Origin of the sequence: Flavivirga amylovorans, from assembly GCF_030540875.1 — a bacterium.
Classification (GTDB): Bacteria; Bacteroidota; Bacteroidia; order Flavobacteriales; family Flavobacteriaceae; genus Flavivirga; species Flavivirga amylovorans.
Genome location: NZ_JAUOEM010000003.1, coordinates 180,768 through 195,511 on the forward strand (window position 1 = coordinate 180,768; position 14,744 = coordinate 195,511).

The following is a 14,744-nucleotide window of genomic DNA, read 5'->3' on the forward strand; positions in this document are numbered from 1 at the left end:
TAATTTGTATCTCTATATCAGGTGATAAGTACGATAGTATTAATTTTTATAAAAATATACTTAGACTTCTTAATAACCATCATTTTGCTCTAAGTTGGGATTAAGGTCTATTTGTTCCTGAGGAAGTGGGTAACGAATATGAAAAGTTTGAGCGGGTTTTCCCCTAGATATGGCACTCTCAATAAATTTCCCGTGTCGTATTAAATCGTCCCTTCTCAAGCTCTCTGTAAAAAACTCTCGTGCTCTTTCTTCTAAAATATAGTCTCTTAAACTATCTTTATCGGCAAAATCAAATAAGTTAATAGATTCTACTGCTGCACGATTACGAACGATATTAATCAAATCGATACTCTCTTGATTTGGACCATTTATTTCATTCAATGCCTCAGCTTTTGCAAGAATAATATCGGCCAAACGTACTAAAGGGACATCGTTCCCGTTATATCGTCCTAAAGCATTGGGGTCAGGTACATATTTAAAGCTACGTACATTGTCTAGGGCATTGCCTTGTGTATCTCTGTCTAATAAGATTAACTCACCTGTTGTTACAGAGGTATATTCTTTTATGAAAGATTGCTTTCGCACATCATTTAAATCAAAAGTTTCGAAAAATGCAGTATAAGTTCTGGCTTGAGCACCAAAATTTTCCCAATTGCTTTGAATGGGGTAGTTAGGTGGAAATGCCAATGGAATATATACATGTTGTTGATTGCTTCCCACTAGGTTTTCAAATCTAAATATATATTCATTATTACTTTCACCATTTACTGAAAATAGATTTAGATAATCACCATAAAGGTCATATCCACCTTCAGATATTACTTTTTCAGCAGAAACTGATGCTTCTATCCATTGTTTATTATTGAGATAGAACTTGGTTAAAATAGACAAAGCGCTACCTTTGTTTGCTCTACTAGAAACACCTCCATAGGTTAAGTTGTCTGTAGCAAACCTCAAGTCCGATTGTACATAATCTCTATATTCGCTTTCAGTAGCTCTTGGTGTACTTCTAACGATGGTTTCTATTTCATCAATTGTTGCATCTTTTGGGATTTCTATTATTTGGGTAGGTCCAAAAAAGCCATGTAGTATATAATAAGATGTTCCTCTTATAAATCTTGCTTCTGCTTGGACTTGTAATTTAATAGCATCATTTAAATTATCAAGTTCTTCTATTTCCATAAGGACATTATTTGCTGTGGCAATTGCTTCGTAAAACTTATCAAATTGAGAAGCAAAATACGGATGCCCAGAATCCCATGTAAACTCAGTTAAAGGTAAGAGTAGTGCGTTAACTCCACCACCAGATCCCCATGTTATATCTGTATTTACTTCTTGTAGCCAAAAGTAATTATTGCCAGAGAAATTACTGATGGCAAATTTACTATAGGCTCCTGTAAGTAAAGCATTAACACCTTCTATATCTTTTAGAAAGGTAGAAGGGTCAATTTCTGTGAAAACCTCTTCTTCTAAAAAATTATCACAGCTAAGTATCGTTGAGATCGTAACAAAAACCAATATATATATTTTCATAATATGTCTTTTGTTTTAAAATTTAACATCTAATCCTAACCTTATTGTTTTTGCTAAAGGATAGCTATTATAACTCACTCTGGCCACTGCAGTTATATCAGATCCCATAGTTCCACTTGGGTTCACTGAAGTAGCGCTGGCATCTGGATCATATCCTTCAAAATCTGTAATTGTGAATAGATTGTCAGCTGCTAAAAAAACTTTTAAAGAAGATATACCCAATGTGTTTTTTAAAGGCACATTATATCCTAATGTAATGTTTTTAAGTCTAATGAAAGAAGCGTCAGTAACAGTTAATGAGTTTATAGACAAAGCACCACCATACAAACTGGGGGTTTCTCCTGAAGGTAATTTATTTGTTGGGTTTGAAGACGTCCAACGTTCTGTGTAGTATCTTGAAATAGAATTTCTAAAAGAATTTGTAGGATAAAGAGACTCCAAGGCATTAGCATCAAGACTCTCTATCCCAATAACTCCTTGTAAAAAGGTGTCTACATAAAAGTTTTTGTATTTAAAAGAATTACCAAACCCAAAACTATAATCAGGAAAGGGATCTCCTAATATGACTCTATCGTTTGCATTTATTTCTCCATCACCATTTTGGTCTACAAAGCGTGGCATACCTGCAGCATACCCTTCAGCAACAGGAAAAGGAGTTGGAGAATTCTCAATGTCATCACCTAATTGAAAAATACCATCAATTTCATAGCCATAAAAAGATCTTAATGGAGATCCTTCACGAACAATTGTGTATTGCGAAATGAAAGTTCCAATATTGCTACCAATAATTTCTTGTGCAAAATCAGGTAATTTCTTTACCTTGTTATTCAAAAAGGATATTGCTAATCTAGAACTCCATTGACATGATTCAGAATCAAAATTAAGTGTCTTTAAACTAATATCTAATCCTTTGTTTTGTACCTCTCCAAAATTGGTAAATACGCCCTTAAACCCCACAACTGAAGATATAGGTTTATTAAATAATTGATCTGTAGTTCTACGATCAAAATAATCCAGACTGCCTGAAAGTCTATTATTTAATATAGAAAAATCAATTCCTACGTTTATCTCTTTTGTTGATTCCCATTTCAAGTCTGGATTAGCCCATCTGGTTAAACTAACACCTTGTGCTACAGATCCTCCAAACACTGAATTGCTGCCCACAGTTAGTGTTCGTCTTGTTTCAAAATTATTGATACCCTGATTACCAAGTACTCCATATCCCAATCTGATTTTAAGTTTATTTATTGGTTTAAACTTTTTAATAAAACGTTCCTCACTTAGCTTCCATGCAATAGATCCAGATGGAAAAAAGCCATATTTATTACCTGGAGCAAACCTGGAAGAGCCATCTATCCTGAATGTTCCTGTTAAAAGATACTTCTCCTTATAATTATAAGTTAGCCTTCCAATAAAGCCGTTTAAACGGTTTTTGAACTTATCACTAAATAGATTATCAATATTTTCATCACCACTTTGCAATAAATCTGTACCAGTTACATTAGGTGGAAAATTACTTGCTGTAGCCCTAAAACTTCTGGAAGTAAAATCTTCAAAGGTTGCACCACACAAAAAATTAAAATTATGTTCATTATTAATAGATTTTTGATATTTTATTAATGCTTCCACTAACCAATGTGTTTTTTCATTTGTATCAATCTCAGCAATACCTCCATTGCTTAATCCCATTATTGTGGATCGATCTTTGAAAAAATCAGTACGAGACCAGTTTGATTCAGTTCCTATGCGGAGCATAGTGCTAATATTGCTGGTGATTTCGTATTCAGAGCTTATTGTAGTATAAAACCTGTTAAGAACAGATTCATTGTTAATACCGTTAATTAAAGCTAGTGGATTATCTAAAGCTATAGTTGGATTTAAAAAATAACGTCTATTTTCATCTAACTCAGGAGAGAGTGTTGGGTCGAATTGAATGGCTGAATTAATAGGGCCTGCTCCTTCGTTTGCGCGATTTGAGAACAAAATCTCATCATTTGTTTGATGCGTGTAGTTGGCATTAACAGAAATTAAAAGTTTTTTTATAGGTTTAGATTGAACATTTAGTCTGATATTATACTTCTGACTGGAAGAACTTTTGACTATTCCTTGCTGGTCAAAATAATTCAAGCCTAAATAATAGTTAGTTTTGGGATTGCCAGCAGAAAACGATATTTGGTGGTTTTGAACTATGGCTTCCCTAAAAATTTCATTTTGCCAGTTAGTACCCTTTCCAAAAGAAATGATTTGCTCTTGAGTAAAGGTGCCTGGACTTCTGGAGTTCACAAGAGTAGCATATTCAGTTGCTTCAAGTACATCAAGATGTTTTGTAGCACTTTGAATACCAAAATACGTGTTATAAGATAAACGAGGTTTACCAATACTTCCTTTTTTAGTGCTGATTAAGATGACACCATTTGCTGCTCGAGTACCATAAATAGCTGCAGACGATGCATCTTTTAAAACATCTATACTTTCAATATCTCCAATGCTCAAAGATTGTGGATCTACACCGGGTAAACCATCAACTACAAACAATACAGAGTTATCACTATTAATAGACCCAGCGCCACGAATTTGTACTTTTAAGCGAGATCCTGGTGCTGAATTTACTTGACTTACATAAATACCCGATAAAGCTCCATTAATGAGTTGTGTAGCATCATAATTGACTCCTTTTGTAAAGTTTTCCTGCTTAATGGTTGCTATAGCACCTGTAAGGTCTTCTTTCTTTTTACTTCCATAGCCAACAATGACTATTTCATCTAAATCGGCCACTTTTGGTTGCATTTGAATAGTAATCAAATTTTGATTACTAACAGTTACTTCTTGGGTGATATATCCAATGAATGAAACCACTAGTATAGCATTATTATTATTATTATTATTATTATTATTATTATTAGAAATGGTAATATTATAATTGCCTTCAAAATCAGTAGTGGTACCAATGGAAGTTCCTTTTAAAACTATATTTACTCCAACTAAAGGAAAGCCTTTATTGTTGGTTACTTTTCCCGTAATACTTTTTTGAAGAGTATATGAAGCTGTAGGTAGTGTAGATTCTTTAGATACTGTTATAATCATTGCATTTCCTGTAAGTTGGAAAAACAGCGTTGCAATGCAAATAAACAATAGCCTTATTTTTTGACTACTGCATCTTAAGATAATGATATATGTTTTGCATATCACCTTACCAACTTCCATATTCTAGATACCTATTAAAAATAAAACTATAATTCAAAAATACTCATCTCAAAAGACTTGCATAAAGAACAAAGGTTTTTATATAATTAAATAAAAAATGCTCTAATATTAAATCTAGTATGTCTATAAATGAGTTCATTGAGTATTTATTGTACATTTTAATTGTAAAATAACACGAAATTAATGAAACTTTACCTGAGCCACTTAATTAGCTTGTTAAAATACAACTATAGTGCAAACTTTAAAATTATATTAGTAGCAGTACGTTTTTCAATCTTTTTGTATTTTATGTTTAATAGATAATGAGCTTAACATAGACGCTGAAGTATAATGTGGTGATATGATGATAAAAAATATAAACTTATTTATTGGCTTTTCCCTTAATCATTGTAAATTGCAATAAAGACCAATCATTAAGGTAGGAGAATTAAAAAAGAAATGCTATATGTATCGTAATTTTCAATTGATTGGATATTCAAATAGCAAAAATCAATGCATTGATGGTATATTGTTTATTTCTAGATAACTTGCGGTCATTTTTTGAACTTAAGAAAAAAATATCCTTTTTCTTTCTACTTCTTCTTTTTCATAGTGGATATACTCAAAGTAATAAACTTGCCAATACCTTAGAAAGCTTTAATTCATATGAGGAAAAATGGGACTTTTATTATTCGTCTGAAGTCCATCTTGATAGCATATCACAAATGTTAGAAGAAAGAATTCCTGATAATGAGTTACTTGAATTATTGTTGTTTTACAAATATAAGAGTGGTGTTAAGAATGTTTCGAAAACAAAAATACAAACAGAAAAAGCTTTAAAAATAGCAAGGAACTTGCGGAAACCACTACAAGAGGCTATGGCGTTACGTTATCTTGCGCTTCCAGTTTCAGATAAATCGTTCCAATATGCAGATGATGCTCTTAAAATAGCTAAGGCTATTGATGATCAGGTGTTAATAGCAGATATTTATAATAGTATGTTCTTTATTTATAAACACAGAGAAGATTATATTAAGGCTACCAATTATTTTCTAAAAAGTGTTGATCTTATTAATGAACATGGAGGGCATTCTATAAAAAATGTAAAATCAATGGCTATAGCCAATATATCATTGAAAAATGATAATTTACCCCTGGCAGATAAAACGATAAAACTTGTTGATTATAATGATTTAAATATAAGCTATAAAAAACTTTTTATGGAATTGAAGACCGAAATTCTTAGAAAGAAGAATGATGTCGATTCTCTTCAATTTTATTACAGTAAAATGCTATCTGAACTACCTTCTAATCAAACATTTCAATTTATTGCAGACGAATCTCTACAGAGGGGAGACTTAAGTATGGCTCTGGATTTTTATCATAAAGCGGCAAAAATTAGATCTAATTCATCTGAATATTCATTTAGAGTACATGGAAAAATTGCTGAGACCTACCAAAAAATGGGTGTTAAAGACAGCACAGAGCTTTTTTTAAAAAAGAGTCTTGAAGATGCTGTCCTGTTTAAAAGCACACATGATATACCTAAAGCTTATGCAGCCTTGTCATTATTTTATATTGAAGAAAAGCAGTACAATAAGGCTAAAGACTATGCTGTTAAGGGATATACGTTAGCTAAATCTAAAAGTCTTACAAAGTCTTTGGCTGAAATCACCCAAGTATTAAGTAGAATATATTCTTTGGAAGGTAAGTATGATAAGGCTTATTTGTACTTAAAAGAAAATAAGTGGTATACAGAAAAGTTGACCATACAAGAAGCTTCAGAACTCTTACAGAAAACAGAAATAGATCGTGAATTGAGAATGTGGTCAGAAATTCAAGAGCAAAAGATTGCCTTTGAAGTTGAGCAAAAAGATAAAGAAATTTCTATTCTAAAAACAGAGAGAAAACTCCAAGATGTTGAGGCTAAACAACAACGAAACCTTAAAATAAACCTTATTATTGGAAGTCTTATGCTCATTGCTTTACTTCTAATTATTTGGAGTAGATTTAATATTAAAAAGAAAGCTCTTAAGAAAATAAAGAGTAAGAATGATGAAAATCTTCTATTAATGAAAGAAATTCATCATAGGGTAAAAAATAATCTTCAGATTGTACTAAGCCTTCTTAATGCGCAATCAAGTGCTTTTAATGATGATAAAGAGCTTAAGCTTGCATTTGTTGAAAGCCAAAATAAAATTAAGGCTATGGCTATTATCCATCAAAATCTTTATAGTTCTAATAATTTTGTTCGTGTTCCTTCTATGAATTACCTAAATGAGCTCGTTGCGAATATTCAAGATTCATATAAAGGGAGTGATAAAAAAATTAGTTTTAATGTTAATATTGAAAATAGTGAGATTAATATGTCTATGGCGGTGCCATTAGGATTAATAGTTAATGAGCTTGTTACCAATGCTTATAAATATGCTTTTATTTCAAGTGATAGTAACAATAAGATAACTATACATTTCGGTGAATTAGAAGAGAGTGAGGTTTATAAATTAGAGATTTCTGATAATGGTATAGGTTTAGCAGAAAGTATTAACATAGATGAACTAACCTCTTTTGGTTTACAATTAGTAAAAGGTTTGGTACAGCAATTAAATGGAAAAATTGAAATTAAGAGTGAAGCCAATAAGGGGACTAAATTTATAATTCATTTGACACAACCTGAAACCGTATAGCTTGAAAATATATAAGTTATTGTCCAGGCTATAAGTTTTATCTAAGAATTCTATCTATACTTACGTATTCTACTCAGTGTCTCAGGAGATACTCCAATAAAGGAAGAAATTTCTTTGCAAGACAAATTTTGAATGAAATCAGGGTAATTCTTAATGATATAGTCATATTTCTGCTTTGCTGTTAAGGCTAATAAAAAAAATAGTCTTTCTTGTGAATCTATGCAATATGCTTCTGAAATTTCTCGAAAAAAGCTATCAACAGCATGGTACTTCATTTTCAATTTATAATACATATCTCTAGAGATACTATAAAAATCACAGTCCTCTAGAGCTTTTATGCCTTCTTTACTAGGGGTTTGTTTGATAAAGCTTGTATAAGCTATTACTACATCGCCTTTAAAATTAAACCAAGTAGTATACTCGTTACCATCTTCCTTGTACCTGAATTGCTTTACAATTCCTGATTTTAAGATATAAATATTATTGCTAATTTCATGAATTCTATTTAGAAATTGCCCCCTTTTACAGTTCCCCTCTTTAAAGGAGACCATGAATTCATTATAGGCATTTATATCTCTTGATTTCATTTTTTTGAGAGCTGTGTAAGTTGCTGTACACTCAATTTGCATTGATTTTGAGCTTATTTCTGATGCTTCTTTTATATGTGATAACATGCTATTTTGTCTTTTAGATTGAACGTAATGTGAGTTTTCTTATATAATTTGAGCATTGTTTTATAATTGATAGTTTTTATGCATGCCATTAGGTATCTTATATTGAGGGTTAAAATCTTGAGTCATCCCTATTAAGAATAGATCAAATACATACGGTTTTCTAATTCCAGCTTCAATTGCCATAGTCTCTATCCAACGAACCACCTCAAAATGCTCATGATGTTTTATGGATAGCCCATCAATTAACGTTCTATCTGTTCTCCATTCCAAATTGTAAGAATCATAATTAAAAAACAGCATGTCTCCACTTTTAGTAAGCTTTTGAGTATGAAGGCTACTACTATGGAGACTATGGTATAATACGATTTGGGTAGCTTTAGAAGAGAGTAAAAAACTTCGCTCTGTCGAGATTAGATATTTAATGGCTATTTTAATGTAACTTTCCATAACTTTTTATGTGAATTTCACTTTATAAATTCAAAAAACATATATAATGCATCATATATATTGAGTGCTTTACGAAAGCCATGCCAAATATTAATTATATGTTAATAGACTGATTGTCATATTGTTATATTATTTTTTTGTATGTGATATTTCAAATAGTAGTACAGTATTTTGTATATATACAATATATTATGGCTAGAGAAGGTTTCTATTCAATTTATGATGAAGCCAGAGTCGTTCTCAAGAAAAAAAGAAAGTTTAAATATGTAGTAAATTATAGATTTATTGTGAGAGATTTTACATGTAACACCTTGTTTTTAGGCATATACTTGTGTTTGATTTTTATGATTAATGTTTATATCTTGTGACGTATTAAATTGTATTAAAAAATTAATATCAATAAATAAATGAATGGTAAGCTTTTGGTTGTTGAAGATGAATTTGTTATTGCTCAGGACTTACGAAGAATTTGTACAAATTTAGGATATGTTATTATGGGAATGGCTAGATCTGTAAAAGAAGCTTTGTCCCAAATTGAAATGGAGAGACCAGATTTAATTTTGCTTGATATCAAAGTGGAGGGAAAGCTTACTGGAATAGATTTGGCTCATATTATTGATAAAAAACTTCAAATTCCTTATATATATGTAACATCGTATTCTGATTCTGATATTTTAAACCAAATGAATGCTACAAACCCAGTAGGGTATATATTAAAACCATTCGATGAAAGAGATATTAGGGTAGCATTAGAAATAGGATATTCTAAAATTAATGATAGAATTGTTTCAAAGAACTCTAAAAAAGCTATTTCTGCTGTAAATGAATCGGATTTTCCTATTATTGGAGAGAGTAAATCTATAAAAGATGCATTAAAGAAGGTGAGTCAGGTAGCTAGTACAGATGTTACAGTCTTGATACATGGAGAAACAGGTACTGGTAAAGAATTATTTATGCAAGCTGTTCAGAAGATGTCGAATAGAAATGATAAAATATTAATTAAGGTAAATTGTGCAGCTTTACCTGTTAATCTTATAGAATCTGTACTTTTTGGACATGAAAAAGGAAGTTTTACTGGAGCAACAGAAAAACGAATTGGTAAATTTGAATTGGCTGATGGAGGGACTATTTTTTTAGACGAGATTGGAGAATTACCTCTAAGTAGTCAGGCCAAATTACTTCGTTGTTTACAAGAAAAAGAAATTGAAACTGTAGGAGGTAGTGTTTCTAAGAAAGTAGACATTCGTATTATTGCTGCTACAAACAAAGACCTTGCAGAAGAAGTAAGAATTGGAAACTTTAGAGCAGATTTATTCTTTCGGTTAAATATTTTTCCAATTTATGTTCCGCCGCTCAGAGATCGTGAAGATGATATTATTTTACTGGCTAATTTCTTTTTAAAAAACGTTACCGATAAGATGCAAAAAAATGTAAACTTAATTTCTTCTAAAACAATGGAAGATTTTAAAAGATACAACTGGCCAGGTAACGTTAGAGAGCTTCAGCATTGTATTGAAAGAGGTGTGATTTTGGCAGAGAGTAATGAAGTCTCCATAACTATTGAGAACCCTAATTTAAAAGGATATGCAAGACATCATGAAGAATTTCAATTAAAATCATTTGAAGAGACTGAACGTGAGTTAATTGTGCAAACTTTGAACTATTGTAAGGGAAAAATAAGAGGTAAAGATGGTGCTGCAGAAATCTTAAAAATGCACCCTAACACATTAGATTTTCGAATCAAAAAACTTGGAATCAAAAAGTCCATTTACCACTCTAAGGAAGAATAACTATAGAAGATAATTGAATGAGTACGTATTTTAGTAAATATTCTTTTAAGAGTAAAGAATGAATTACAGATTTGATTATTTTTGTTGGGAAAGTTTCTTTAAAATGGGGTATTTCTAGACCATAAAGCCTGTAAACTTGTTGAAATAACTCCTCTATGGGAAGATACTGAATCCACTTATAATGTATCTAAAGAACGCATTCAAGAATAAAACTATTGAGTAGATATTGCTTTATGAGAGTGGTTCAAAATCAAATTCTAAGGCCTTTATAAAGACCTTAGAATTTAATATATTATATCCAACTCTATGTTTTGATATACAATTATTGAAATTTTAACTGTCTAGATATAATACTACAAATATTATGTAGGATCTCCAGAAACTTTCAATTTTATATCTGTGTATATCCATAGACGTTATTAGGCTCATTCTTCACCCTATTTTATTCCATAATTATAGGTTTTCTATGGCTTTTCTAAGATTACTAACTGAAGGATGGTTATTATTACCTCCCGCTTTTGCGTTTTCCTCAAAGAAAATATCAAAACTTGTTTGCGCCTTTTCCTTATCTTTTTTATGCAAATAAAGTTTGGCTAACATTATATTGCCCATAATAATGCCGTTTTCTCTATCTGCGGCAAAATTTTGAGCAATTGTAATAAAATTATCTATAATTTCATTTGATGCAGCTAACTTTGGTGTTCTTAAAATTTCATCACAAATATCATAATACACATATATGTGTTGTTTTTCACCTTTTAAAGCTTCTGCATCTTTTAACTTATTAACGTACCATGTTTGTAATTCATTATTAGCAATATAAAAATCGTAGCTCAAGTCTTTTTTAACATCTCTAAACTTGCTTATATCAAATAGGGTATTGCTATTTTTAATTTCTAGGTGAAGCGCTTCTAAGCTTTTACATTCTTTTGCATACTTCTGCAAATGACCAAAAATTGGCCTAAAATAAACCGTACCATACTCATAGTCTTTCGTAAGAGCCTTTACGTTCTCTTTATTGTTTAGCAAATAGTTGAATTCCTTAGTGCCATAAGAAAAATTGGCTGCTGCTATTACAAAGAATAAATCATTAGTCATGAATTTTTCAATGGACGACTGAGCAATTATCTCTTTTGCCACAATGGCAATATTTGCAGCGTTACTTTCTGCTTGTAAAGCTTTTAAATAAGTTACCAAGAAATCATGATCCTTGTTTCCGTTGTTGTATTTTTCTTTAAGACTACTTATTCTCGTGTTTGGGTTTAGGGCGGCCTTTGCACCTTCAATTAAATCCGGAGCTTTTTTCCCACCAACAAGTTTATGAATTTCCTTGCCACTACTATCGATAAAGAGTAAGGTAGGATAGGCATTTACTCCATATTCACTATTCAGTGCAATACCTTCACCTTTTTCCATATCAATTTTTATACTAATGAAATTTTCATTAAAAAAATCACCAACTTCTTTTTGGGGAAATATTTCTTTGGTCATCCATTTACAAGGACCACACCAAGTTGTATAGCAATCCATGAATAAGATTTTGTTTTCTTTTTTTGCCTTTTGTAGAGCTTCTTTAAATGAGGTTTTTTCGAATGAAACACCTTGACAAAATGATAGGTTTAACACGCCTATAGCTAATAATGTAAATATTTTTTTCATATAATAATTATTTTAATTAGTCGCATGACTTTTAAATAATGTTAAAAACACTGTTATACCTTGCCCACGATTATAAACTTTGTCCATTACCTTGCGCTTGGCTTGAAGATATTCTGAAACACCTGCTCCTTCACCTGAAACCTATAAGGTATTTTCTTTTTTACAGGAAAGAAATGTACATGTCGCTACGAATACAATTAGCGTTTTTATCTATTTAAGTATTTTTTTTAGTTCTTCCGTTAAGTTATCTTCGTATTTATGCTTGTAAATAATTTTACCTTCTGGAGATATTAATACTAAATGAGGAATAGCTACCACTGTATATTTAGAACCAATGTCTACTTTTAAACTGTCATCATCTATAACCTGCGCCCAAGGTAATTTGTGTTTCTCAACAGCCTCAATCCATTTATCATAATTTTTATCTGTGCTAATACTTATCATTTCTAGTTTTTCTTTACTGTAAGATGCTCTAATTTCTTTTAGCTCTGGAAAACTAGCAATACAAGGCGTACACCAATATGCCCAAAAATCAATTAATAAATATTTTCCTTTGAAATCTGTAATTGATATATTTTTCCCTTCGGGGTTTTTAAGTGTAAATAGAGGTGCCGGTTTACCAATTTTTACCAAATGTAGATTTCTTTGTCTTTCAAGTAAAGGTTGTAGGAAATAATTATTCTTAAAACTACTGTCAAAGCTTGAGATTACCTCATCCAAATTACTCCCATCTGCACTCCAAAATTGACTATAAGCTATTTGTGCTAAACCAGAATTAGTAGGATGTTTTTTAATAATTTCAATGAGCTTACTAGGAAATTTTGTAATAAAGTCTTCTTCTTCTGAAGAACGCTCCTTTTTATATCTTAATTTTTCAATTTCTGATATTCGTAATTCTTCTTTTATAGCCATAAATTCGTTGTGTCTAGCAGGCCCCTCAACAGTAAGGTCATTGTTTTCAATTGATATCTTAAATTTTCCGACACCAGTAAACAACTCTGTAGAATAACTATTAACTCCAATCTTTAAGTTAACTTTTCTCAAAGCTTGTACTGTATCAATTTCAATTTTTGTAATGCTTCCTTTAATAGAATCTTTAATGGTTAGCTTATTATACTCTTCCATACTTTGAACACGTTGATATGGAGAGATAACCAAGACTCCATTTTCATTACCATCTGTATGAATTTCGATTTGGCATGTATTCAAAGGTGTACTTTCCTTTTTTTTACAAGCTCCTAGAAATATTACAAGCCCAAGTGTTAAAAAAAATAACTTTTTCATAAGTTTTGAATTTATAAATTATGATGTTTATAAAAACAGAAAGCTAAATAAATATTTAGCTTTCTGTTGTTTTGATTAAAACGTATTTTATTCTCGAATGTTTTCCCCAATTTCTGGGCTTTGCAATATGTATTTTGCTGCTATTGGAAATGCCCAATTAGTACTATTGGCATTTAATGTATATGTGGTTCCGTTAAATACATGTGTAAGATCAGTTTTAGGTGTATCATAAACATTATATCGCTTTAGATCAAAGAAACGATGTCCTTTCATTATTAATTCAAGACGCCTTTCTGTTTTTATCCAGTTCAACACTTCCGTTTGATCAGCACTTGCAAAAGGTGTAAAGGTACCTGTATCAACACGCATTTCTCTTAATGTATTTAAATCATTCAAGGCTTCAGACAAATTACCTAATCTTGCGCTGCACTCAGCTCTAGTGAGGTGCATTTCTGGCACAGATGGTCCAATCTCTTTAAAATTTCTTGCAAACCCAGTAGCATAGATACTTTCTGTCCCGCCTAGACCGAAAAGAAATGGTCCTGCAAAACGTCTTCTACGTTGATCATTTGGTGCTATTAAACTTAAGAAATCATTAGAAGCGATTCTAAACGAAAATGTATTGTTACTAGCTTTATGCCAAATAATCTCAGCATCATCTTCAGGTAAATCACCAGGATTCACAACACCAGGAAAGAACCAATCTGGATGCGTGTTAAAATCTACTAATGTATTTGATAGTAGCAACGCATTATTTGAAGCTTCCCAGGCTTTTTGAAACTCGCCCATATAAAGATAAACTCTTGCCAATAAACTGTATACGCCAGCCTTTGATGGTCTATGTACAAACTCAGGAGTATCAGGTAAATTGTCTAGAGCTTCATTTAAATCATCTAGTATTAGGTTATAAACATCTTCAATTGTAGCTCGAGGAAACTCAATGCCCACCAGTTCAGTTCCTAGCCTTAGTGGCACTCCCAAATCGGTAGTCACAGATGCCGGGTTATAATGAACACCATATAAATTCACTAAAATAAAATAAGCAAATGCTCTATGTGCCTGTGCTTCTGCTTTTAAAGCTAGCTTTTCTTGTAGTGTTCCATTTGTTGCGTCTAAAATTTCCTCTAGAACGATATTCGCAGTATATATTTGACCATATAACAATTGCCAATCTTCATCTTCTTGGTCCTGTGTAAAAATATTATCACTCCAAGTATAGATATTTACATCAGGGGTACCTTCGGGATAATTATCAGATAAATTATCAGTAATCATTACATCATCACTGGCTATTTCAGTCCCAGAAAATGTTTCTACAAATCCAGCAGAAATGCCTCCAAAATCCAATGTTTGATCCAATAAAAGTCTGTAGTCGTCTACTTTATTTGGAATTATTTGACCTTTTGGTTGTATGTCTAAGTACTCTTCTCGATCACAAGAGAATACTAAAAATGTAAGGCATAATATATATAAGTATTTTTTCATTT

9 protein-coding genes are annotated in these 14,744 nt (G+C 31.4%); 2 read left to right on the forward strand and 7 right to left on the reverse strand.

The genetic code is table 11. The annotated features are described in order from the left end of the window. Positions 1–69 precede the first annotated feature (69 nt). Both Q4Q39_RS09360 and Q4Q39_RS09365 read right to left on the reverse strand, forming a co-directional pair. Positions 70–1,533: a RagB/SusD family nutrient uptake outer membrane protein gene (locus Q4Q39_RS09360; RefSeq protein WP_303282168.1), complete on the reverse strand. Its 1,464-nt coding sequence runs from the start codon at positions 1,531–1,533 to the stop codon at positions 70–72. Between the two features lie 15 nt (positions 1,534–1,548). Beyond that, the gene (locus Q4Q39_RS09365) at positions 1,549–4,617 is read right to left on the reverse strand and encodes a SusC/RagA family TonB-linked outer membrane protein (protein ID WP_303282169.1); all 3,069 of its coding nucleotides are present in this window, start codon (positions 4,615–4,617) and stop codon (positions 1,549–1,551) included. An 824-nt stretch (positions 4,618–5,441) separates the two neighbouring features. On the opposite strand from Q4Q39_RS09365, the gene Q4Q39_RS09370 reads away from it, so the two are divergent. Next, complete coding sequence (locus tag Q4Q39_RS09370; RefSeq protein WP_303282170.1) at positions 5,442–7,403, forward strand: histidine kinase dimerization/phosphoacceptor domain -containing protein; 1,962 nt, start codon at positions 5,442–5,444, stop codon at positions 7,401–7,403. 50 nt (positions 7,404–7,453) lie between these two features. On the opposite strand, the gene Q4Q39_RS09375 is transcribed toward Q4Q39_RS09370, so the two are convergent. Together Q4Q39_RS09375 and Q4Q39_RS09380 are read right to left on the reverse strand one after the other, a co-directional pair. Further along, positions 7,454–8,077 (reverse strand): Crp/Fnr family transcriptional regulator, encoded by a 624-nt coding sequence (locus tag Q4Q39_RS09375; RefSeq protein ID WP_303282172.1) that lies wholly within the window; start codon positions 8,075–8,077, stop codon positions 7,454–7,456. Between the two features lie 60 nt (positions 8,078–8,137). Then, the gene (locus tag Q4Q39_RS09380; RefSeq protein ID WP_303282173.1) at positions 8,138–8,524 is read right to left on the reverse strand and encodes a hypothetical protein; all 387 of its coding nucleotides are present in this window, start codon (positions 8,522–8,524) and stop codon (positions 8,138–8,140) included. Between the two features lie 407 nt (positions 8,525–8,931). Between Q4Q39_RS09380 and Q4Q39_RS09385 the strand changes: the two genes are divergently transcribed. Further along, the gene (locus Q4Q39_RS09385; RefSeq protein ID WP_303282174.1) at positions 8,932–10,314 is read left to right on the forward strand and encodes a sigma-54-dependent transcriptional regulator; all 1,383 of its coding nucleotides are present in this window, start codon (positions 8,932–8,934) and stop codon (positions 10,312–10,314) included. A 453-nt stretch (positions 10,315–10,767) separates the two neighbouring features. Here the strand turns inward: Q4Q39_RS09385 and Q4Q39_RS09390 are convergent, their stop codons facing one another. From Q4Q39_RS09390 to Q4Q39_RS09400, 3 genes are all read right to left on the reverse strand, one after another. Next, positions 10,768–11,973: a thioredoxin family protein gene (locus tag Q4Q39_RS09390; protein ID WP_303282175.1), complete on the reverse strand. Its 1,206-nt coding sequence runs from the start codon at positions 11,971–11,973 to the stop codon at positions 10,768–10,770. Positions 11,974–12,183: 210 nt separating this feature from the next. Then, a complete protein-coding gene (locus tag Q4Q39_RS09395; protein ID WP_303282176.1) occupies positions 12,184–13,257 on the reverse strand; it encodes a TlpA family protein disulfide reductase in 1,074 nt (357 codons plus the stop codon). A gap of 87 nt (positions 13,258–13,344) precedes the next feature. Further along, the gene (locus tag Q4Q39_RS09400) at positions 13,345–14,742 is read right to left on the reverse strand and encodes a RagB/SusD family nutrient uptake outer membrane protein (protein WP_303282177.1); all 1,398 of its coding nucleotides are present in this window, start codon (positions 14,740–14,742) and stop codon (positions 13,345–13,347) included. Positions 14,743–14,744: the final 2 nt, after the last annotated feature.

Excerpts from the sequence above, each read along its gene's own strand:
- Q4Q39_RS09360 (WP_303282168.1), bottom strand. The coding sequence starts at position 1,533 with ATGAAAATATATATATTGGTTTTTGTTACGATCTCAACGATACTTAGC.
- Q4Q39_RS09365 (WP_303282169.1), bottom strand. The coding sequence starts at position 4,617 with ATGATTATAACAGTATCTAAAGAATCTACACTACCTACAGCTTCATAT.
- Q4Q39_RS09370 (WP_303282170.1), top strand. The coding sequence starts at position 5,442 with ATGTTAGAAGAAAGAATTCCTGATAATGAGTTACTTGAATTATTGTTG.
- Q4Q39_RS09375 (WP_303282172.1), bottom strand. The coding sequence starts at position 8,077 with ATGTTATCACATATAAAAGAAGCATCAGAAATAAGCTCAAAATCAATG.
- Q4Q39_RS09380 (WP_303282173.1), bottom strand. The coding sequence starts at position 8,524 with ATGGAAAGTTACATTAAAATAGCCATTAAATATCTAATCTCGACAGAG.
- Q4Q39_RS09385 (WP_303282174.1), top strand. The coding sequence starts at position 8,932 with ATGAATGGTAAGCTTTTGGTTGTTGAAGATGAATTTGTTATTGCTCAG.
- Q4Q39_RS09390 (WP_303282175.1), bottom strand. The coding sequence starts at position 11,973 with ATGAAAAAAATATTTACATTATTAGCTATAGGCGTGTTAAACCTATCA.
- Q4Q39_RS09395 (WP_303282176.1), bottom strand. The coding sequence starts at position 13,257 with ATGAAAAAGTTATTTTTTTTAACACTTGGGCTTGTAATATTTCTAGGA.
- Q4Q39_RS09400 (WP_303282177.1), bottom strand. The coding sequence starts at position 14,742 with ATGAAAAAATACTTATATATATTATGCCTTACATTTTTAGTATTCTCT.